Annotated in this window: 20 protein-coding genes and 1 pseudogene; 10 read left to right on the top strand and 11 right to left on the bottom strand. The window is 65.5% G+C overall.

The genetic code is table 11. The features are described 5' to 3' along the window. Window positions 1-4: 4 nt before the first annotated feature. From ACFJI2_RS26440 to ACFJI2_RS26425, 4 genes are all read left to right on the top strand, one after another. Window positions 5-934, top strand: a complete 930-nt coding sequence (locus ACFJI2_RS26440) for an N-acetylmuramoyl-L-alanine amidase (RefSeq protein ID WP_377702564.1) — start codon at window positions 5-7, stop codon at window positions 932-934. A 90-nt stretch (window positions 935-1,024) separates the two neighbouring features. After that, entirely contained in the window at window positions 1,025-1,588 is a 564-nt protein-coding gene (locus ACFJI2_RS26435; RefSeq protein ID WP_377702563.1) for a LysR family transcriptional regulator, read from the top strand. A 50-nt stretch (window positions 1,589-1,638) separates the two neighbouring features. Next, window positions 1,639-1,926, top strand: coding sequence for a LysR substrate-binding domain-containing protein (locus ACFJI2_RS26430; RefSeq protein WP_377702562.1), 288 nt, complete (start codon window positions 1,639-1,641; stop codon window positions 1,924-1,926). A 2-nt stretch (window positions 1,927-1,928) separates the two neighbouring features. Then, on the top strand, window positions 1,929-2,537 hold the full coding sequence (locus ACFJI2_RS26425; RefSeq protein WP_377702561.1) for a M15 family metallopeptidase: 609 nt from the start codon (window positions 1,929-1,931) through the stop codon (window positions 2,535-2,537). Here ACFJI2_RS26425 and ACFJI2_RS26420 read toward each other — a convergent pair. The 5 genes from ACFJI2_RS26420 to ACFJI2_RS26400 form a co-directional block, all read right to left on the bottom strand. After that, complete coding sequence (locus ACFJI2_RS26420; protein WP_377705912.1) at window positions 2,521-2,751, bottom strand: type II toxin-antitoxin system MqsA family antitoxin; 231 nt, start codon at window positions 2,749-2,751, stop codon at window positions 2,521-2,523. The genes ACFJI2_RS26425 and ACFJI2_RS26420 overlap by 17 nt on opposite strands. A gap of 69 nt (window positions 2,752-2,820) precedes the next feature. Next, entirely contained in the window at window positions 2,821-3,297 is a 477-nt protein-coding gene (locus ACFJI2_RS26415; RefSeq protein ID WP_377702560.1) for a cupin domain-containing protein, read from the bottom strand. A gap of 26 nt (window positions 3,298-3,323) precedes the next feature. Beyond that, complete coding sequence (locus ACFJI2_RS26410; protein ID WP_377702559.1) at window positions 3,324-3,719, bottom strand: cupin domain-containing protein; 396 nt, start codon at window positions 3,717-3,719, stop codon at window positions 3,324-3,326. Window positions 3,720-3,741: 22 nt separating this feature from the next. After that, window positions 3,742-4,680, bottom strand: coding sequence for an AEC family transporter (locus ACFJI2_RS26405; RefSeq protein WP_107869518.1), 939 nt, complete (start codon window positions 4,678-4,680; stop codon window positions 3,742-3,744). Between the two features lie 61 nt (window positions 4,681-4,741). Continuing rightward, window positions 4,742-5,848, bottom strand: a complete 1,107-nt coding sequence (locus tag ACFJI2_RS26400) for a mandelate racemase/muconate lactonizing enzyme family protein (RefSeq protein ID WP_107869517.1) — start codon at window positions 5,846-5,848, stop codon at window positions 4,742-4,744. Between the two features lie 227 nt (window positions 5,849-6,075). Here ACFJI2_RS26400 and ACFJI2_RS26395 point away from each other — a divergent pair, with 227 nt between their 5' ends. After that, window positions 6,076-6,807 (top strand): FadR/GntR family transcriptional regulator, encoded by a 732-nt coding sequence (locus tag ACFJI2_RS26395; RefSeq protein ID WP_377702558.1) that lies wholly within the window; start codon window positions 6,076-6,078, stop codon window positions 6,805-6,807. Here ACFJI2_RS26395 and dacB read toward each other — a convergent pair. Both dacB and ACFJI2_RS26385 read right to left on the bottom strand, forming a co-directional pair. Further along, a complete protein-coding gene (dacB, locus tag ACFJI2_RS26390) occupies window positions 6,801-8,438 on the bottom strand; it encodes a D-alanyl-D-alanine carboxypeptidase/D-alanyl-D-alanine-endopeptidase (RefSeq protein ID WP_377702557.1) in 1,638 nt (545 codons plus the stop codon). The two genes, ACFJI2_RS26395 and dacB, sit on opposite strands and share 7 nt — an antisense overlap. Before the next feature lie 3 nt (window positions 8,439-8,441). Beyond that, window positions 8,442-9,686: a nucleoside recognition domain-containing protein gene (locus ACFJI2_RS26385; RefSeq protein WP_107869514.1), complete on the bottom strand. Its 1,245-nt coding sequence runs from the start codon at window positions 9,684-9,686 to the stop codon at window positions 8,442-8,444. Between the two features lie 191 nt (window positions 9,687-9,877). Here ACFJI2_RS26385 and ACFJI2_RS26380 point away from each other — a divergent pair, with 191 nt between their 5' ends. The 5 genes from ACFJI2_RS26380 (at window position 9,878) to ACFJI2_RS26360 (ending at window position 16,800) form a co-directional block, all read left to right on the top strand. Continuing rightward, complete coding sequence (locus ACFJI2_RS26380) at window positions 9,878-11,698, top strand: ABC transporter substrate-binding protein (protein WP_377702556.1); 1,821 nt, start codon at window positions 9,878-9,880, stop codon at window positions 11,696-11,698. A 220-nt stretch (window positions 11,699-11,918) separates the two neighbouring features. Next, window positions 11,919-13,472: a TonB-dependent receptor plug domain-containing protein gene (locus ACFJI2_RS26375; RefSeq protein WP_377702555.1), complete on the top strand. Its 1,554-nt coding sequence runs from the start codon at window positions 11,919-11,921 to the stop codon at window positions 13,470-13,472. 13 nt (window positions 13,473-13,485) lie between these two features. After that, window positions 13,486-14,622, top strand: a complete 1,137-nt coding sequence (locus tag ACFJI2_RS26370) for a TonB-dependent receptor domain-containing protein (RefSeq protein ID WP_377702554.1) — start codon at window positions 13,486-13,488, stop codon at window positions 14,620-14,622. Between the two features lie 9 nt (window positions 14,623-14,631). Beyond that, on the top strand, window positions 14,632-15,735 hold the full coding sequence (locus tag ACFJI2_RS26365; protein WP_377702553.1) for an LD-carboxypeptidase: 1,104 nt from the start codon (window positions 14,632-14,634) through the stop codon (window positions 15,733-15,735). A 147-nt stretch (window positions 15,736-15,882) separates the two neighbouring features. After that, complete coding sequence (locus ACFJI2_RS26360; RefSeq protein WP_377702552.1) at window positions 15,883-16,800, top strand: YihY/virulence factor BrkB family protein; 918 nt, start codon at window positions 15,883-15,885, stop codon at window positions 16,798-16,800. Here ACFJI2_RS26360 and ACFJI2_RS26355 read toward each other — a convergent pair. From ACFJI2_RS26355 to ACFJI2_RS26340, 4 genes and pseudogenes are all read right to left on the bottom strand, one after another. Next, window positions 16,781-17,041 (bottom strand): ATP-binding protein, encoded by a 261-nt coding sequence (locus ACFJI2_RS26355; RefSeq protein WP_377702551.1) that lies wholly within the window; start codon window positions 17,039-17,041, stop codon window positions 16,781-16,783. The genes ACFJI2_RS26360 and ACFJI2_RS26355 overlap by 20 nt on opposite strands. Window positions 17,042-17,054: 13 nt before the next feature. After that, window positions 17,055-17,729, bottom strand: a pseudogene (locus ACFJI2_RS26350) (response regulator); the annotation flags it as partial. 2 nt (window positions 17,730-17,731) lie between these two features. Further along, entirely contained in the window at window positions 17,732-18,859 is a 1,128-nt protein-coding gene (locus ACFJI2_RS26345) for an acyl-CoA dehydrogenase family protein (RefSeq protein ID WP_377702550.1), read from the bottom strand. A gap of 123 nt (window positions 18,860-18,982) precedes the next feature. Next, window positions 18,983-19,678, bottom strand: coding sequence for an SDR family oxidoreductase (locus tag ACFJI2_RS26340; protein WP_377702549.1), 696 nt, complete (start codon window positions 19,676-19,678; stop codon window positions 18,983-18,985). Window position 19,679 lies beyond the last annotated feature (1 nt).

The raw sequence follows: 19,679 nt of genomic DNA, 5'->3' as shown, positions 1-19,679 counted from the left end.
CGCCTTGTATAAAATCCTGCTCACTGCCCTGGTGGCCCTGCTGGCCGGTTGCGCCACCCCGCCGCCGCGCCTCGACAACAGCCTGGCTGCGCGCAGCCAGAGCAGCCGCGTCAAGTTCATCGTCATCCACTACACGGTGTCGGACCTGCCGCGCTCGATCAAGATCCTCACCGAGCAGGAAGTGAGCAGCCACTATCTGCTGACCGATGAGGCGGAGCCGAAGTTCTACACGCTGGTGGACGAATCGCGCATGTCCAACCACGCCGGCGTGAGCAGCTGGAAAACCTACAGCAACCTCAATCCGATGTCGATCGGCATCGAAATCGTCAATCCGGGCTTCAAGCAGACCCCGGAAGGCCGCGTGTTCTATCCCTTCCCGCAGTCGCAGATGGACCAGCTCATTCCGCTGCTGAAACAGATCGTCGCGCGCCACAATATTCCGCCACAGAACATCCTCGGCCACAGCGACATCGCGCCGCAGCGCAAGCAGGACCCGGGTCCGATGTTTCCGTGGCACCAGCTTGCTGCCGCAGGGCTGATCACCTGGCCTGACGCCGGCCAGGTGGCAGCCCAGCGCGCTGTTTTCGAAAACCAGCTGCCGGACGTGGCCTGGTTCCAGAAGCGCCTGGCCCAGCATGGCTACGCCGTGCCGCAAAGCGGCGTGCTGGACGAAGCCACCCGCAACGTGATGTACGCCTTCCAGTCCAAATACCGCCCCGCCAGGTACGACGGCACGCCGGACGCCGAATCGGCCGCCATCCTGCAAGTGCTGGCGCCAACCCCGAAGAACGAAGTCATCAACCCGGCCGCGCCGGTAGCGCCGGCCACCACCCAGCCTGTGGCCCCGGTACCTGTGGCCCCGGTACCTGTGGCCCCGGTACCTGTGGCCCCGGTACCTGCGGTACCGCCCACCCAGCCCACCGAAGCGCACTAAGCACCATGGCATTGCGCCGCACCCTGCTTTCCCCTATCCTGCACGGATTCCGCAGGGACGGCTCTGCGGCGCTGGATCGAGGATAGAGCAATGCGGCTGCGCCATATAGAAGTGTTCCACGCCATCATGCAGGTCGGCACCATCAGCGGTGCCGCGCAGGTGCTGCACATCTCGCAGCCGGCCGTCACCAAGGTGTTGCAGCATTGCGAGCTGCAACTGGGCATGCCGCTGTTCGAGCGCGTGCGCGGCAAGCTCTACCCCAAGCCGGAAGCGCACCGCCTGTTCGCCGAAACCGAAAAACTGAACCGCGACCTGCAGGGCATCCGCCGCCTGGCGGCCAGCCTCAAGGGGCGTGCGCTGGAAACCATCCGCCTGGTATCCACGCCCACCGTGGCCATCAGCGTGCTGCCGCAAGCCATGAGCGCGTGGCGCAGGGAATTTCCCGGCACCCGCTGCGAGCTGGCTACCCACCACACCAGTGAAATCGTCAACACGCTGCGCCTGGGCGAAGCCGACCTGGCGCTGTCCTTGCAGGACCCGCGCCACCCCGGCATCGTTGCCGAGCCGCTGGCGCAAGGCGTCATGACGGTGATTGCCCCACCGGCACCTGGAGCGCGGCCGACTGCGCCACGCCGCTGGCCGCGCCCGGCCTGACGGGCGAACTGATCGGCCACGCCGACAACGACCCGCTGGGTGAAATGGTGGTGGCCGCGTGCGAAGCGCAAGGCCTGCATCCGGTGTTCCACACCGTGGTGCAGACCTACCAGATCGCCCGCTCGCTGGTGGAAGCCGGCGGCGGCATGGCCGTGGTCGACCCCTTCACGGCCGCGTCCGCGTCCAGCGCGCTGGTGCAGCGCCGCCCGTGGGCGCCGGCCATTCCCGTGCAACTGTATCTGCTGACGGCAGGCCACGCGCCGCTGTCGCACGGCGCGCGCCAGCTGGCCGGCTGCATCGCCACCGCCGCGCGCGCCTGTCTGGAAAAGAAAGCCTAGCAATGAACACCATCCGCAACGAAGATGTGCCGTCCAGCCCGGACTACCGGCATCTGAGCAGCATCGCCGGCATCGCCATCGACTTGCGCTACGCCACGCCGGACAACTTCGTCGGCCGCGACCTGTACTCCCCGAACGACTGCGCCTGGCTGCACCGCGACGCGGCCGCCGCGCTGGAAAAGGCAGTCGCCTGGCTGGCCGCACGCCGGCCCGGCAGCAAGCTGCTGGTGCTTGACGCGCTGCGTCCGCAGCGCGTGCAGGAGCAATTATGGGCCGCGCTGCAAGGGACCGAACTGCTCGGCTACCTGGCCGACCCTACGCGCGGCTCCATCCATTCCTTCGGCATGGCGGTCGACATCACCATCGTCGACGAGCAGGGCCGCGAGCTCGACATGGGCACCGGCTTCGACGACCTGACCGAGCTGTCCCATCCCGCGCTGGAGCAGGCCATGCTGGCCAAAGGCGCCATCACCGCCGAACAGATCGCCAACCGCGAGTTGCTGCGCGACGCCATGTTCCAGGCCGGCTTCGTCGGCATCAACAGCGAATGGTGGCACTTCGACTGCGGCGACCGCGTGCAGGTGCGCGCCAGCTTTACGCGCGTGCTGTAGCGCGCTTGTCCTCGGCGGCGTCCACGTAGGCCACGAACGCGTCGACGGCTTTGCCGTAGCGCCTGGCTTCCGCCTCGTCCAGCGTCACCTCGCCGCATGCATTGCAGAACTCGCCCGTCACATCGGGAATGGTGGCGGTCTGCCCGTGATAGTTGTACTGCAGATTCCTTGTATCGCGAACCAATCCAGGGCCGCCGCAAACCGGGCATTTCATCATGGGCTCCTTGAAGGTATGGGATAGCTTGAAGGTAATCCAGTTGCCGCCCGGTGGCAAGCGCTGCAGTTAGTGGTGGCGCGGGTCGTCCTCCTCGCGGATGTATTTCATGCCCAGCGGTCCGACGCCGGAGACCTGCGTCATGTAGTCGCCCGATTTTGCCCAGTGAAAATGCGGGGTGTTGGCAGGCAAGGTCAGAACCGCGCCGGGAGGATAAGCTTGCAGCTTGTCCGGATCGAAAGTCTTGCCTAGTCCAATATAGAACACGCCGGAGATCACCGTGTAGATGCGGTCCTCCGGATGGGTATGCGGCATCAGCTGCACGCCGGCGGGCAGTTTGACGCGCACCGTGTACGGCCCCGCCTTGGCCGGATCGCCCACCACGATCGCCAGCCGCGCTTCGGGCGGGAAGGCTGGGAAAGCCTGCCATTTGATACTCTCCGGCAGCACCGCACCGAACTCCTTGACGGGCAGGCCTTGCGCGCCGGCGGCGCTGATGAATGCAGCCGCGGCTGCGAGGGGAACAAGCTTGTTGAGGATATGCATAGAAATACTCCGCTGGTTAAATGAGGTCAGTCCTGCGCGCGCGTCACGAGCGGCTTGCCCTTCTCGACGATGTAGTGCGCCAGCGCCTTGAAGGGCGCGCTGCCGGTATTGCAGACGTTGTGCATCTCGCCTGGGGCGAATTGCAGGGGCTGTCCGGCCTTGAGCGGCAAGTCCTGCTTGCCGTCGATTTTTGCTACCACCTGCCCTTCCAGCACATAGGCGCTCTCCGCGCCGGGATGGGTATGGCGGCCGGTGCATTGGCCGGGCGCGAGCTCGGCGATCACGCTCAGTATCTGGTGGTTCGCGGGATAGTCGATCGTTTGTAGCATCGTGCGCTGCTGCGCCCATGCGCTGCTTGCGCCGGCGGTGAGCGCGATAGCGGCAGCCGAAAGCAATGCCGCAGGCCGTTTGCTGAAAGCCATATTGTTCTCCTGAGGTGTGTCGTCAGGCGGCCAGGCCGCCATCGATCAGATAGATTGCGAACGGGAAGGTGATGATGGATAGCGCGGTGCTGACCAGGATGGTGGTCGCGGCCTCGCTCTGGTATGCACCGGCCTCGTTGGCGAACATGGCCGGGATGGTGGCCGAGGGCAGCGCCGCCAGCAGGATCATTTGCTGGGCGTAGATGCCCTTTGCACCGAACAGTACGATGGCGGCGATCATCAGCGCCGGCTGCAGCAACAGCTTCAGCCCCAGGTTGCCCCAGACCTCGCGGGACAGCTTCAGCGGCACCGACGACATGATCAAACCCAGGCACAGCAGGGACACGCCCGGCGTGGCCTTGCCCATCAGGTTGAACGACTCCGCCAGCAGGGGCGGCAACTTCAATTCCAGTACCGAGCACAATATGCCCAGCGCGGGCGCCCACATCAGCGGGCGCTTTACAGCCTGCGCGATGCTGGAGCGGAAAGCGTGCCAGCCGCTGCTGCTGCCGGCCGCTACTGTCAGCAGCATGGTCGTCATCGGTATCATCAGCAAGCTGGCGATCAGGTTCAGCACCAGCACCGTGTAAATGCTGCCGGCGCCAAACATCGCCTGCAGGATGGGGATGCCCATGAACGCCGCGTCGGGGTAGGCGGTGACGAAGCCCTTCAGCGTGGCGGCCTTCAGTTCGCGGTAATGCAGCCAGCCGATCAGCAGCGATATCAAATACATGCCCATGATGCCGACGAAAGTTGCCGAGATCAGCTTCACGTCAAACAGCTGCGAGCGCGGTGTGGCGGCCATGCTGACCAGCAGCAGGGCGGGAAAGATCCAGCCCAGCACCAGCCGGCTGATCACCAGGCTGTCGGCGCGGTTGAGGCGTCCCCGTTTGCCGGCGATATAGCCGAGGATGATAACCAGGGCAACGGGCAGGATGGGGCCTACGATTCTGTCTAACATGATGGTCTCCAGCTTCTCTCTAGGATGGCGGGTGCGCCGGTCGGCGGCGGCCGCGCGGTGGTTACAGCGCGATCTGATAATCCCGGATCACGTCCGGATTGGGTTCCAGGCCCAAGCCAGGGCCTTGCGGCACATGGAGGCGGCCCCGCTTTGGAATGATGGCGTCGCCGTACAGCTGCGCTTCCAGGTCGAAGTAGCGCCATTCGACGATGGACTTGGGACCGCCGAGCGCGGCGCTGGCGTGCACGCTGGCCAGCAGGCCGGGACCGTCGTAGAAGGTGTGCACCATGACGGTAGTGTTGTGCGCGTTGGCCAGCGCGTACACCTTTTGCAGTTCCGTGATGCCGCCCATCTTGGCCGGGCTGGGCTGGATGAAATCGACTGCGCCGGCTTCCAGCATGTGCTGGAAATCCATCAGCGTGGACGCGTTTTCGCCAGCCGCCACGGGGATGCCGCCCTGCTTGCGGACGGCGGCCAGGCCGGCGTAGTTTTCCGGCGGCCACACCGGTTCCTCCAGCCAGCGCAGGTCGAACGGGCGCAGCTGCTCCGCCATGTCGAGCGCTTCGCGCACGGTCCAGGGGCAGTTCACGTCCAGGGTGATTTCGATGTGCGGGCCGGCCGCCTCGCGCGCGGCGCGCACGCAGGCAACGTCGACTTCGTGCAGCTTCAGGTACTGATAGCCTTCATCGACAGCGCGCCGCACATTGAGCCACACCAGTTCGGGGTCGGCGTAGCGGATCAGGCTGGCGTAGGCGGCCAGCGACGTCGCTTCGCCTCCGCCCAGCAGTTGGTAGATGGGTTTGTTGGCGCTCTTGCCGGCGATGTCCCACAGCGCGATGTCGATGGCCGACAGGCCGTAGATAAAGGCGCCGCTGCGGCCGAAGATGTGGAACTTCTTCTGCAGGTCGGCCATCAGCTTTTCGCGCTGGCTGACGTCGCGGCCAATGACTTCGGGCGCCAGGATGGTGTCGATCACCAGTTTTACCGCCGGAATGGCCGTGAAGCCGAAGGTTTCGCCCCAGCCCACCGTGCCGTCGTCGGCGGTGACTTTGACGACCAGTGAATCGACGACTTGCAAATCCTTGCTGCCCCAGACGCCACCGGCCGACTGGCCACCGGACGTAAAGGGAATGCGCAGCGCTATGGTTTCAATGTTGGCAATTTTCATGTGAACACCTCAGTTGATTGACGAGGGCTGCGGGCGGGACCGCAGACGTGAATTCATAATAGAGGACATCCGGTTGTCATGCAAGAGTACAAGTTGTTCTTTTTTGCGCTTGGCCTTTGCTTGGCCTTCACCTGGCCTTATTTCAGAGGACGACCAGAAGGCGACAGTGGAGGGACGCGTTGTTATCCTGATGTAGAATAAGGTGATATCAGGGAGGAAACGTGAGCATGAATGAAATGAATGTCCGGCGGGTTGAACGCAGGCCGCATCTGGCTGAACACATCGTGGCCGCCTTGAGCGAGGAGATCGCCTCGGGCCGGTTGCGCCATGGCGACCGCCTGCCGACGGAGCAGTTCCTGGCCGAGAATTTCGGTGTCAGCCGCAACGTCGTGCGCGAGGCGATCGCCAGCCTGCGCAGCCAAGGCCTGGTGCAGTCGCGCCAGGGGATAGGCGCGTTTGTTTCCATCGAGCGCGAGGCGGCGCAGCCGCTGGAGCCGGTCAGCGCCCAGCTGATGGAAGGCGACAACATGATCCGCAACATGTTCGAGGTGCGCGCAGCGCTGGAGGGGCAGGCGGCTGCGCTGGCGGCCGTCGGTATGACGCCGCGCAAGCTGAAGAGCATCCGCGATGCGGTTGAGCGCATGCGCTTCGAAGGCGCGCCGACTGCTGCTACTGTGAATGCCGATCTCGATTTCCATCGGGCGGTGGCAGCCGCGTCCGGCAACGATTATCTGGAGGCGATGATACGCACGGTGCTGGAGCCTATGCGGCCGCTCATCGCGGCAAATTTTTCACGCCACGGGCCGATGTTCGGGAGCATTCCGCACGCGGCGCGCGACGAGCATGAAGCGCTGGTGCAAGCTTTTATCGACAAGGATGCCGAGCTGGCGCGCCGGCTGATGGGCGCGCATATTGTCAGCGCGGCGTCCCGATTCGGCTACGAGATCGCGCACTACTGACTCTGCGCCACCCAGTCGATCAGCGCGTCGATGGCTTTGCGGCCGTTGCCGTTGCCGGTCAGGTCGTGGTTGATCATGGCGACCACCACGCACAGCTCGCCGTGCGCGTCCGGCACGTAGCCGGCGATGGCGACCACATTCTTCAGCGTGCCGGTCTTGACGCGCGCGCGGGCGGCGGCGGGGCTGTCTTTCAGGCGGCGCTTCATCGTGCCGTCCACTGCCGCGATCGGCAGGCTGGTCAGGAATTCGGGCATCCATAGACTCTTTTGCGCTGCCTGCAGCAGGCCGGCCATTTGCGCTGGCCGCACGCGCTCCGTGCGCGACAGGCCGGAACCGTTTTCCAGCACCAGGCCGGTGTCGTCGATGCCGTGGCGCTGCATCCAGGCGCGGATCACGTATTCGGCGCGCGCGGCGGTGGGGTTGGAGCCCGCAGGCGGGAAGATGGCTTCGCCGCCGCCGGGGACCATGGCGCTGCGGGCCGGCGCGGCGGCAGTGGCGGCAAGCGCGGATTGCGCGGACTGCGCTGAGGCGGGTGCAGCGGGTGCGGCGGCGTCGCTGCTCAGCGAGTCGCCGGGCAGGACGGCGGGGCTCATCTGCAGCGGCGAGGCGAGGCGCACGGCCGGGATGGGGCGGCTGCCCAGCACGGGGTCGGGTTCCAGCGAGCCTAACGTCAGGAACAGCGTGCGGGCCAGGCCGTTGTCGGATGGCTTGTTAATGTCGCGCAGCACGTCGGCCAGTGGGCGGGAGACGTGCTCGGCCAGCAGGCGCGTGGCCGACGCCGACGCCGGCGCCGCTTCGCGCGCGGTGCCGGTGAAGGTGCCGCCCAGGCGTGCCCAGGTGCTGCGGAACAGGCGCTCGGTGTAGTCGTTGCGCTCCAGGACGTTGATCACCGTGGTCTTGCTGCAGTTCCTGGGGAAGGTGCCGTGCAGGCGCACGGTGATCTTCGGCCCCTTGCGCGTGTAGTCCGGCAGCTTCCAGCCGTCTTCCCACTTGGCGCAGTCGGCGTCGATCAGCGTCATGTCCGATTCGATGGTCACGCGTTCGAGCTGCGGCAGCATGCCCAGCTTGAGCTTGCTGCCGGTGGAGGTCATGTCCACGCGCAGCAGATTCATGTTCAGCAGCAGCGCGTCCGGGATGATGTTGTAGTAGGCCTCGGGCGACTCGTCGAACGGCGCCACGCCGATGTCCGTGCGCGCCGGCTGGAACAGCTGGCGGTCCAGCACCAAGTCGCCCTGGATCTTGCGGATGCCCTGCGTGCGCAGCTTTTCCAGCATGTGCACCAGCACGTCCTCGTTGAAATCCGGGTCGGCGCCGCCGCGCAGGTACAGGTCGCCCTGCAGCACGCCGTTCACCACGTCCGCGCTGGTGCGCAACTCGGTACGCGCCTTGAACACCGGCCCCAGCTGGTCCAGGCCCACCATGGTGGTCACCAGCTTCATGGTGGAGGCCGGCTGCATCGGGCGGTCCGGGTTGTGCGACACCAGCGGCATGCCGCCGCGCAGCACGATGGCGCCCATCGCGTCCTGCGGGATGCCGGCCGCCTGCAGCGCGCGCGCCACCGGCTCGGGCAGTTGGGCGTGGACGGCGGTGGCGGTGGCCAGCACGGAAACCAGGATCAGGCGACGGAACATAAATTATCCTTGGTGGAAGAACACATACGAGACGCCGATGGCGGTGAGCACGCCGGCCAGGTCGGCGATCAGGCCGCAGGAAATAGCATAGCGCGTCTTGCGGATGCCCACCGAGCCGAAATACAGCGCGACGATGTAGAAGGTGGTGTCGGCCGAGCCCTGGAACACGCAAGCCAGGCGGCCGACGAAGGAGTCCACGCCGTAGGTGTTCATGGCGTCGATCATCATGGCTTTCGAGCCGCTGCCGCTGAGCGGCTTCATCAGCGCGGTCGGCAGCGCCGGCACAAAGTCGGTGTTGATGCCGATGCCGCTGAAGATCCAGTTGAAGCCGCTCATGACAAAGCCGAACACGCCCGCGTTGCGGATCACGCTGATGGCCACCAGCATGCCCACCAGGTAGGGAATCACGGTGAGCGAAGTCTGAATGCCACCCTTGGCGCCTTCGATGAAGGCTTCGTACACGTTCACCTTCTTACGCAGCGCGCCGACGATGAAGATCGTGATCACCCCGATCAGCACGGCGTTGCTGACCACCTTGGACACGGTGGAGATTTCAGCCTTGGTCAGGTATTGCGTGAAGTACCAGATCAGCGCCACGATGGCCGACGTCATGCCGCCCAGCCAGGACAGCACCACGCTGTCGAACAGGTTGATGCGCTGGCGGATGGCCACCGCGATGATGCCCGCCACCGTGGCCACGTAGGTCGCGATCATGCAGGGAATGAAGATATCGGCCGGATCGGCCGCGCCGAGGATGGAGCGCTGCGCCATGATGGCCAGCGGAATCAGGGTCAGGCCCGAGGTGTGCAGCACCAGAAACATGATTTGCGCGTTGGTGGGCTCGTCCTTGCTGGGATTCAGCGTCTGCAGGCTTTCCATGGCCTTCAGGCCGAACGGCGTGGCAGCGTTGTCCAGCCCCAGCAAGTTGGCGGAGAAATTCATCACCATGTGGCCGTTGGCCGGATGGTCTTTCGGCACTTCCGGGAAGATGCGCGAGAAGAACGGCGCGATCACTTTGGCCAGCCAGCCGACGATACCCGCCTTTTCGCCGACGTTCATGATGCCCAGCCACAAGGTCATCACGCCTGCCAGCGGCAGCGCAATGTCCATCACGCCCATCTTGGCGGAATCGAAGGTGCCGTCGATGACTTTCTTGAAAATCTCGTTGTCGCCCAGGAACAGCCACTGCGCGAAGGCAGCGGCGAAGCCGACCAGGAAGAAGCCAGACCAGATGTAATTGAGCGACATAGGACGATATTTCCGATAACGAGGATAACAGGGCAATTTTGCAGGCAAAGTATAGAGCCACGGCATTATGCCGCGATGAAAGAATGCTGGCCGCACATGCAAAAAAGTTATACGCGGCGGGCCGGATTTCATGGTCAGGCGGCGGCGCTATGCCGTATCCTGTGGCGGTTTTGATAGAGCGAGGAATGAAGATGGCAGCTTATTCGGCAAGGACGTGGAAGCGGGCGCTGGCCGCCGGCGCGGTGGCGCTGGCGCTGCTTGGCGCCGGAGCAGCGCCGGCTGCCGCTGCGGACGCGCCCGAAGTGCTGCACGCCTTCCTCTCCACCGGCGAAACCGGCCTGGACCCGGCCGTCGCCTCGGACCTGGCCAGCCTGGCCCTGCTGGAAAACCTGTACGACCCGCTGCTGCGCTACGAATACCTGGCGCGCCCGGTCAAGCTGCAGCCCAACACCTTGCGCGCCATGCCGCAAGTGGACGACGCCGGCCTGACCTATACCTTCCTGCTCACGCCCGGCATCTATTTCACGCCCGACCCCGCCTTCAAGGGCCGCAAGCGCGAAGTCACCGCAGAGGACTACGTCTACAGCCTGAAGCGCCTGTACGACCCGGAACTGAAATCCCCCTGGCTGTTCCTGCTGGAAGGCAAACTGGCGGGCGACGAGGCTCTGAAGGCCAAATTCAGCCACGCCACCGCCATACCCGGCCTGCAGGCGCTGGACAAGTACACGCTGCGCATCCGCCTCAGCGCGCCCGACCCCAACTTCCTCTACTACCTGGCCATGCCCGCCACCGGCGTGGTGGCGCGCGAAGTGGCAGAAGCCTACGGCAGCCAGATGGGCAACCACCCGGTCGGCACCGGTCCCTTCCTGGTGAGCGAATGGAAGCGCAGCGACAAGATCACCCTGCAGGCCAACCCGGACTTCCGCGCCACCGTCTACCACGCAAGCGCGGCCACGGCCCCCGAATACCGCGCCGCCGCCGCGGCGCTGGAAGGCAAGCGCCTGCCGCTGGTGGACCGCATCGAAGTGAAGATCATGGAGGAATACCAGTCGCGCGTGCTGGGCTTCCTGAACGGCGAATTCGACTATATCGAGCAGGTTCCCGAGTCCATGAAAGACATGGTGCTGCGTTCGGACAGCGCCGCGCCCGCGCTCAAGCCCGAGCTGGCCAAGAAGGGCATGGAACTGTCGCCCTTCCCCGTGCTGCAGACCTACTACATGTGGATGAACATGGAAGACCCGGTGATCGGCGGCTACAGCAGGGAAAAAATCGCGCTGCGGCGCGCCATCGCGCTCAGCTACAACAGCCCGGAGGACGTGGCGCTGCTGAAGAAGGGCCTGGCGCTGCCTGCGCAGTCGCCGCTGCCGCCCAACGTGCTGGGCTACGATCCGGCCTACCGCAGCCCCATCGCCTACAACCCCGCCCTGGCGCGCGCGCTGCTGGACCGCTACGGCTACCGCGTCGGCAAGAACGGCTTTCGCACCTTGCCCAATGGCCAGCCGCTGCTGCTGACCATGCATTCCGAGCCGTCCATGGTGGGCCGGCTGCGCGACGAGCTGTGGCGCAAGGGCTTGAACGCCATCGGCCTGCAAGTGCAGTTCAAGAGCGACAAGAAGACCGAAATCATCAAGGCTTCGCGCCTGGGCAAGGTGATGATGTTTGAAACCAACTGGATTGCCGACTTCCCCGACGGCGACAACTACTTGCAATTGTTGTACGGCCCCAACAGCGGCCGCGCCAATTATGCGCGCTTCAACCTGCCCGAATACAACCGCCGCTACGAGCAGGCCCGCAAGCTGGGCGACACGCCGGAGCGCCGCGTGCTGTACCGCGAGATGAACCAGCTGATCCACGCCTACAACCCGTGGGTGGTGCTGACCCACCCGATCTCGGCCGATATCCGGCAACCGTGGCTAAAAAACTACATACGCCACCCGGTTGAATTAACAAACTGGCGATATGTGGATTTGAACGTTGCAGAGCGGAATCAGCTCACTAAAATGGCGCCCTGATTGAAAATCTCCTATTCATTCCTAAAAGTTATGGTTAAGTGAGGTATTTTCATTGGATGGCGCAGAGTGCATAGCGCTACTCTGAATTTTCCATGCGGTGCGCAAGACGCCGCGCCCGGTGCCGGGCAGTCAAGAGTTTGTTCAAATCAAGGGAGAATGTACGGTGAAGGTTAAAAAGCTCGCGCAGATGATTGCGCTGATAGGTGTAGTAGGCCCTGTGATGGCTCAGGAAGCTGCCCCGCAGCAGATCCAGCGGGTGGAAATCACCGGCTCCAGCATCAAGCGCGTGGCCAAGGAAGGCGCGCTGCCGGTGCAAGTGGTCACCTTCGACGCGATCGAAAAGGCCGGCATTACCGACACCGAACAACTGCTGCGCACCATTTCCGCCAGCGGCACCGGCGCCGACAATATGACTTCCGGTAATAACGTGTTCGGCGCCGACGCCGACCGTGTTTCCGGCGGCGCTTCCTTCGCCTCGCTGCGCGGCCTGGGTCCGAACGCCACGCTGGTGCTGCTGAACGGCCGCCGCGTGGGCAACCACGGCGCGTCCGGAAAGGCAGTGGACCTGAATTCGATCCCGCTGGGCGCCATCCAGCGGGTGGAAATCCTGAAAGACGGCGCCTCGGCCATCTACGGCACCGACGCCATCGGCGGCGTGGTCAACTTCATCCTCAGGACCGACTACAAGGGCCTGGAACTGTCCACAACGCTGAACGGCACCGAGCACGGCGGCGGCATGAACCGCCGCGTGTCCGCGCTGGGCGGCCTGGGCGACCTGCAGAAGGACGGCTGGAACATCATGGGCTCCGTCACCCACGACAACAACGACAAGCTGAGCTCGAGGCAGCGCGACTTCGCCAACGGCTTCCAGCCTGCGCGCGGCCTGTCGCCGGACACCACCGGCACCCCGTTCGCCAACATCCTGACCGGCGCCGGCACCGCGCTGGGCACCGGCTTCAAAATGCCGGGCGATAACACCACCTACCTGCAGGCCGGCCTGCTGAGCCTGCAAGGCAAGTGCGATTCCATCCCCGGCATGTCGCAGTACCAGAGCGACCTGTGGAAGGACGTCACCGCCGTCACCCGCTCCAAGTATTCCTGCGCCTACGACTACGGCGCGGACTATGTGATCAGCTTCCCGGTCGAGCGCACCAACGCCATTTCGCGCGGCACCCTGAAGATCAACGAAGACCACAAAGTGTTCTTCGAGCTGCTCGGCTCGCGCACCGAAGCGACCGCTTCGCTGACCCCGGTGCAGATTTCCACCAGCCTGGCCGCCGGCAACGCCTACCCGGTCAACGGCCCGTACTACCAGGACCTGTCGCAGTACATCCCGACCTACGACAAGACCAAGCCCATCATCTACAAATGGCGCAGCACGCCGTGGGGCGACCGTACCCAGAACAACGTGACGGAAAACTACCGCCTGCTGCTGGCCGCCGAAGGCCAGGTCATGGGCAAGTATGACTACAAGCTGGGCCTGTCGCGCGCCGAAAGCACCACCAAGACCGCGCTGACCGACGGCTACGGCTACACCGACAAGATCTATGCGGCCCTGGGCAGCGGCAAGATCAATCCCTGGCTGGCGCCGGGCCAGAGCCAGACCGCCGAAGCGATGCAGCTGATCGAGTCGACCAAGTACATCGGCGCCTTCCAGCACGGCAAAACCACCATGACCCAGCTGGACGGCTCCATCTCCGGCGAAGTGCTGCAGCTGCCGGCCGGCGCCATGTCGATGGCGGCGGGCTTCGACCTGCGCAAGGAAAGCTACTGACTTCGCGCAGGACGTGGACGCCACCAAGATCCTGCTGTCGCCCGGCAACGCCGCGCTGCACGGCGCTTCGCGCAATGTGCGCGCCGTCTACGCCGAGCTGCTGGTGCCGGTGCTGAAAGACCTGGAAGTGCAGCTGGCCGTGCGCCGCGACGACTACAGCCTGATCGGCGCCACCACCAATCCGAAAGTGTCGTTCCGCTACCAGCCGACCAGCAACCTGGTGCTGCGCGGTTCGGCCAACAAGGGCTTCCTGGCGCCGAGCTTCACCCAGCTGTACGCCGGCCGCCTGTCGCAGGAACTGCCGAACGGTATCATCGACCAGGAGGGCTGCGCCAAGCACCCTGGCGATCCGCTGTTCTGCGCCATTCCGCGCCTGAACTACAACACCGGCGGCAACCCGAACCTGAAGCCGGAAACGTCCAAGCAGGGCACGCTGGGCATCGTGGTGGAACCGGTGCGCGGCTTCTCGGCCTCGCTGGACTTCTGGGCCATCAACATCCAGGACCGCATCCTGAACCGCACGCCGCAAGTGGTGCTGACCAACTGGCAGTTCCTGCCGGAGTACATCATCCGCAATCCGCAGACCGGCGTCATCGACCATGTGGAAGCGGGCTGGATCAACGCGGCCGGCCTGAAAACCCGCGGCGCCGACCTGGGCCTGCAGGCCGACGGCAAGTACGACGGCTACAAGTGGGTGGCCAAGCTGGACGGCACCTACATGAAGAGCTTCAAGTTCGCCGAATTCGAGGGCCAGCCGTTCAAGGAGCAAGTGGGCGTGTTCAACAGCCGCGACATCTACCTGCGCTGGAAGCACAACGCCAGCATCAGCGTCGCGAAAGGCGACTGGAGCGCGCTGTTCACGCAGAACTTCTCCACCGGCTACAACGACCAGGTGCCGAACGGCGGCAAGGGCACGCCGCCGCCAGGCTTCGTGCCGCGCGTGAAGCACTACGAGAAGTATGACCTGACCGGCACCTACACGGGCTACAAGAACACCACCATCACCGTGGGCATCCTGAACCTGTTCGACAAGACCCCGCCGTTCACCGCGCACAACGTGGATGAAGTGGTGGGCGCGGGTTGGGACCCGCGCGTGGCCGACGCGCGCGGCCGTTCGCTGTCCGTCAACCTCAAGTACAAGTTCATGTAAGCGGAAGCGGTGCCGACTTCTTCTCCCCTCAGCCGGCGCCGCTTCGGCGGCCTGGTGGCTTCGGCCGCCGGCGCCGCCCTGGCCGCCGCAGCGCTCCCCGCTGCGGCGGCCGGCCGTCCCAAGCATGCCCCCTCCCAAGGAAACCAAGCCATGACCAAGCCGCAGCTGACCAAGCCGCCGCGCCTGGAGCCCGGCGACCTGGTCGGCATCATCGCGCCCGGCGGGCACACCAGTCCCAAGTCCATCGAGAAAGCCGTGCGCAACATCGAGTCGCTCGGCCTGCGCGTCAAGCTGGGCGAGCACATCAACGCGGTGCACGGCAATTACGGCGGCACCGTGGAGCAGCGCCTGGAAGACTTGCACGGCATGTTCGCCGACCCGCAAGTAAACGCCATCTGGGCCATCCGCGGCGGCTCCGGCTGCATCTCGCTGCTGCCCCATATCGATTACGCGCTGATCCGCGCCAATCCCAAGGTGCTGATCGGCTACTCGGACATCACCGCCCTGCACCTGGCCATCAACCGGCACGCCGGGCTGGTGACCTTCCACGGGCCGGTGGCCTCGTCCACCTTCTCCGAATACGCGGTGACGCAGCTGAAAAACGTGCTGATGACGCCGCATGACCGCTATACCATTTCCATGTCGCAGGACAACGCCCACAAGGCGGTGGCCGAGCCGCAGTACACCGTGCGTACCGTGCACGGGGGCCAGTGCACAGGCCACCTCACCGGTGGCAACCTGTGCCTGGTCAGCGCGCTGGAAGGCACGCCCTACGCTGCCGACATCAAGGGCAGCATCCTGTTCCTGGAAGAAGTGAACGAAGCGCCCTACCGCATCGACCGCATGCTGATGCAGCTGCAGTTGAGCCAGGGCTTGAAGCACACCGCCGGCGTGATGCTGGGCATTTTCGAGAATTGCGAAAACCAGGACGACGATATGTCGCTCACCTTGAACGAGACCGTGGACCAGCATTTGCTGCCGCTGGAGCAGACCGCCGTGGCGGGCTATTCCTTCGGCCATATCCGCCACCAGTTCACCATCCCCATGGGCGTGCAGGCCACGCTGGACGCGGAGCAGCAGACACTGACCTTGCTGGAGCCGGCGGTCAGCTAGCATGGCGGCTTGCGGCGCTGCGCGCCTAAGCCGCCCTACGCCTCTGCTCCGCCTTGTGGTTGGTCCGTAGGGCGGGTTAGGCGGAGCCGTAACCCGCCGGGCCGCTGTTGCGCGCCAGCCATTGCCGCGTCGGCGTAGACTGGCCCCATGCGTATGCTCACAAGCAAGGCCGCCATCTGGGTGGCCAGCCATCCCCTGGACTTCGCGCTGCAGTGCGTGCGCGGCTTCCGGGCCAACCAGGGGCTGCTGCTGGCTGGCGCCGTTGCCTATTACTCCCTGCTGTCGATCGTCCCGCTGCTGATGCTGGTGGTGGTGGTGCTGTCGCACTGGCTGGACCCGGCCGAACTGCTCGACACCATAGGCCATTACCTCGAATGGCTGGTGCCCGGACAGTCGCGCGCCATCGTGGCCGAAGTGGGCCAGTTCCTCAACCAGCGCAGCGTCATCGGCTGGCTGCTGGCGCTCACCATGCTGTTCTTCAGTTCGCTGGCCTTCACGGTGCTGGAAAACGCCATGTGCGTCATCTTCATGCACCGCGTGGCGATACGGCGCCGCCATTTCCTGGTCTCCGCCATCCTGCCTTACTGCTACATCCTGTCGCTCGGCATCGGCATCCTGCTGGTGACGCTGGTGGCCGGCGGCTTGCAAGTGATCGGCGAAGAGGAGCTGCAATTCCTCGGCTACCGCTGGTCGCTGCACGGCGTGTCCGGCGTGCTGCTCTACATGCTGGGCGTGCTGGGCGAGATCCTCATGCTCAGCTCGATCTACCTGGTGATGCCGGTGGGCCGCCTGTCGTATGCGCACGCGCTGATCGGCGGCGTGACCGCCACGGTGCTGTGGGAAGTGGCGCGCCACGTGCTGGTGTGGTACTTCAGCACCTTGTCGCAGGTGAACGTGGTGTACGGTTCGCTGACCACGGCCATCGTGGTCATGTTCAGCCTGGAGATCGCCGCCTCGCTGCTGCTGTTCGGCGCCCAGGTGATTTCGGAATTCGAGCGTGTGGGGCGCCACGAGCAGGCCAAGCCCGCGCCGGCCATGCGCACCGTCAGCCCGGCAAGCGAATGACGAGGCGCGCTCCACCCAGCGCGCTGTCCTCCACGCGCAGGCTGCCGCCGTGCAGCGCCACCGCCTTGTGCGCAATGGCCAGGCCCAGGCCGAAGCCGCCGCTGGCGCGGTCGCGGCTGCTGTCCAGCCGGTAGAAGGGTTCGAACACGCGCTCGCGCTCGGCCGCCGGTATGCCGGGGCCGTCGTCCTCGACTGCGATGACAAGCTCGCCCGCAGCATCGCGCGCCGCGCTCAGCGCCATGCGGCCGGCGGCGTACGGTCTTGATTCTTTCCGCGTCGTGGTCGTCGAAGCGGCGGCGCAGTTTGGAAATGCTGTTGTCGATGCTGCGGTCCATGCCGTCGAATTCCAGGCCGCGCAGCTTCTTCAGCAGCGCGTCGCGCGACAGCACGGTGCCGGCCGCCTCGGCCAGCACCAGCAGCAGTTTGTACTCGCTGCCGGTGAGTACCACGGGGGCGCCGCGCCAGCGCACCTCGCGGTCGCTGGTGGCGATGCACAGCGCGCCGAATTGCAGCGCGCCGGGGGGCGTGGCCACCGCGGCGGCGCTGGCCGCCACCGCCGCCGCTGGCCCGGCCCGCCGCAGCAGCGCGCGCAGGCGCGCCAGCAGGACGCGCGGCTGCACCGGCTTGTTGATGAAATCGTCGGCGCCATGCTCCAGCAGCGCCACCTGGTCGTAATCGTCCTCGCGCGCCGTCAGCACCAGGATGGGCGCGCTGCCTAGCGCGCGCAGCTGGCGGCACACGTCGGCGCCGTCCATGCCGGGCAACATCAGATCCAGCACCACCACGTCGGGCGTAAAGGCGCGGAAGCGCGCCAGCGCCTCGTCGCCGCGCGCCACCACGGCCACCTCGAATTCATAGGCGGCCAGGTATTCCGCGATCAGGGACGACAGCCTGGCGTCGTCCTCCACCAGCAGGAGCCGGGTCGCCATCGTTACAGCGCGCGCGCGATCAGCAGCTTCTGGATATCGCTGGTGCCTTCGTAGATCTGGCACACGCGCACGTCGCGGTAGATGCGTTCGACCGGGAAGTCGGACACATAGCCGTAGCCGCCGTGCACCTGGATCGCGTCCGAGCACACGCGCTCGGCCATTTCGGAGGCGAACAGCTTGGCCATGGCCGCTTCCTTCAGGCAGGGCTGGCCGGCATCCTTGAGCGAGGCCGCGTGCAGGATCAGCTGGCGCGCCGCCTCGAGCTGCATCGCCATCTCGGACAGCTTGAACTGCACCGACTGGTGCTCGAAGATGGCCTTGCCGAAGGTCTCGCGCTCGCGCGCGTACTTCAGCGCCGCCTCGAAGGCCGCGCGCGCCATGCCCACCGACTGCGAGGCGATGCCGATGCGGCCGCCCTCCAGGCCGGACAGCGCGATCTTGTAGCCCATGCCCTCCTCGCCGATCAGGTTCTCGGCCGGGATGCGGCAATTCTCGAACAGGATCTGCGCCGTGTCCGACGAGTGCTGGCCCATCTTCTGTTCCAGGCCGGCCACGATGTAGCCCGGCGTATTGGTCGGCACCCAGAACGCGCTGATGCCCTTCTTGCCGGCCGCCTTGTCGGTGACGGCCATGACGATGGCCACGTCGGCGTATTTGCCGCTGGTGATGAACTGCTTGACGCCGTTGATCACGTAGTCGTTGCCGTCGCGCGTGGCCGTGGTGCGCAGGGCTGCCGCGTCCGAGCCGGTGTGCGGTTCGGTCAGGCAGAACGCGCCCAGCATGTCGCCTTGGGCGAGCGGGCGCAGCCACTGCTGCTTTTGCTGCGCGTTGGCGTACATCATGGCGATGCTGCACACCGGGCAGTTGTTTACCGAGATCACCGTCGAGGTGCCGCCGTCGCCGGCAGCGATTTCCTCCAGCACCAGGGCCAGCGACACGTAGTCCATGCCCGCGCCGCCCAGTTCTTCCGGTACCGCCACGCCGAACGCGCCCAGCGCCGCCAGCTCCTTCAGTTCCTCCTTGGGGAAGTGGTGCTCCTTGTCCCAGCGCGCGGCATTGGGCGCCAGGCGTTCCTGCGAAAAGGTGCGCAGGGCGTCTCGTATCATTTGGTGTTCTTCGCTCAGTATCATTCTGTGCTTTCGTTATGGCGGATTACGCGCTGCGCGCTAATCCGCCCTACATTGGATGTCCGGTGTTCGGTGTTCGTGGATCGTAGGGCGGGTCAGGCGGAACGCCGTAACCCGCCGGGTGTGCTACCAGCCGATGGCCGTGCCATCGTAATTGCGGAACACGGCTTGCGTGGAGCCGGGCAAGGTGTCCAGCGTATGCCGGATGCCAGCCGCGCTTTCCTCCACCGTCAGGTCGGCGCCGCCGCCGCCCATCTCGGTGCGCACCCAGCCCGGGTGCAGCGCCACGCAGGTCACGCCCTTGGTGCCGAAGGTCAGCGCGGTGTCGATCAGCACCGAATTGAGCGCGGCCTTGCTGGCGCGGTACAGCGAGCCGCCCGCGTGGCCGCGCTCGCTGAGCGAACCCATGCGCGAAGACAGCACGGCCAGCTTGCCGCCGGCCGGCGTGCCTGCGGTGCGCTTGCCTGCGGCGGCCACCAGCGGCGCCAGGATGGGCAGCAGCCGCATCGCGGCCAGCACATTGGTGTGCATGACCATGTCGAAGTCGGTCTGCAGCGGGAAGCCGTCGTGGCGCGGGCCGTACACGCCCGCGTTCAGGATGGCCACGTCCAGCTGCTCGCCGTCCAGCTTCCAGCCCAGGCCGGCCACCGCTTCCACATTGGTCACGTCCAGCGCGTGCGCTTCCGCACCCATGTCGGCCAGCTCGGCGACGTCGTCCGGCTTGCGCGCGGTGGCGATCACGCGCCAGCCTTCGGCCAGGTACTGGCGCGCCAGCTCGTGCCCGATGCCGCGCGAGGCGCCGATGATGAGTGCTGCCGGCATG

The sequence above is a fragment of the Pseudoduganella sp. UC29_71 genome, from assembly GCF_042693265.1.
Taxonomy (GTDB): Bacteria; Pseudomonadota; Gammaproteobacteria; order Burkholderiales; family Burkholderiaceae_D; genus Rugamonas.
This window is presented reverse-complemented; position numbering and strand designations above follow the sequence as displayed.

Bases quoted from the DNA above. Each gene is read 5' to 3' on its own strand.
- ACFJI2_RS26410 (WP_377702559.1), bottom strand. From the start codon at position 3,719: ATGGCTTTCAGCAAACGGCCTGCGGCATTGCTTTCGGCTGCCGCTATC.
- ACFJI2_RS26420 (WP_377705912.1), bottom strand. From the start codon at position 2,751: ATGAAATGCCCGGTTTGCGGCGGCCCTGGATTGGTTCGCGATACAAGG.
- ACFJI2_RS26380 (WP_377702556.1), top strand. From the start codon at position 9,878: ATGGCAGCTTATTCGGCAAGGACGTGGAAGCGGGCGCTGGCCGCCGGC.
- ACFJI2_RS26415 (WP_377702560.1), bottom strand. From the start codon at position 3,297: ATGCATATCCTCAACAAGCTTGTTCCCCTCGCAGCCGCGGCTGCATTC.
- ACFJI2_RS26355 (WP_377702551.1), bottom strand. From the start codon at position 17,041: ATGGCGCTGAGCGCGGCGCGCGATGCTGCGGGCGAGCTTGTCATCGCA.
- ACFJI2_RS26345 (WP_377702550.1), bottom strand. From the start codon at position 18,859: ATGATACTGAGCGAAGAACACCAAATGATACGAGACGCCCTGCGCACC.
- ACFJI2_RS26375 (WP_377702555.1), top strand. From the start codon at position 11,919: ATGGCTCAGGAAGCTGCCCCGCAGCAGATCCAGCGGGTGGAAATCACC.
- ACFJI2_RS26385 (WP_107869514.1), bottom strand. From the start codon at position 9,686: ATGTCGCTCAATTACATCTGGTCTGGCTTCTTCCTGGTCGGCTTCGCC.
- ACFJI2_RS26395 (WP_377702558.1), top strand. From the start codon at position 6,076: ATGAATGAAATGAATGTCCGGCGGGTTGAACGCAGGCCGCATCTGGCT.
- ACFJI2_RS26360 (WP_377702552.1), top strand. From the start codon at position 15,883: ATGCGTATGCTCACAAGCAAGGCCGCCATCTGGGTGGCCAGCCATCCC.
- dacB (WP_377702557.1), bottom strand. From the start codon at position 8,438: ATGTTCCGTCGCCTGATCCTGGTTTCCGTGCTGGCCACCGCCACCGCC.
- ACFJI2_RS26425 (WP_377702561.1), top strand. From the start codon at position 1,929: ATGAACACCATCCGCAACGAAGATGTGCCGTCCAGCCCGGACTACCGG.
- ACFJI2_RS26340 (WP_377702549.1), bottom strand. From the start codon at position 19,678: ATGCCGGCAGCACTCATCATCGGCGCCTCGCGCGGCATCGGGCACGAG.
- ACFJI2_RS26400 (WP_107869517.1), bottom strand. From the start codon at position 5,848: ATGAAAATTGCCAACATTGAAACCATAGCGCTGCGCATTCCCTTTACG.
- ACFJI2_RS26405 (WP_107869518.1), bottom strand. From the start codon at position 4,680: ATGTTAGACAGAATCGTAGGCCCCATCCTGCCCGTTGCCCTGGTTATC.
- ACFJI2_RS26435 (WP_377702563.1), top strand. From the start codon at position 1,025: ATGCGGCTGCGCCATATAGAAGTGTTCCACGCCATCATGCAGGTCGGC.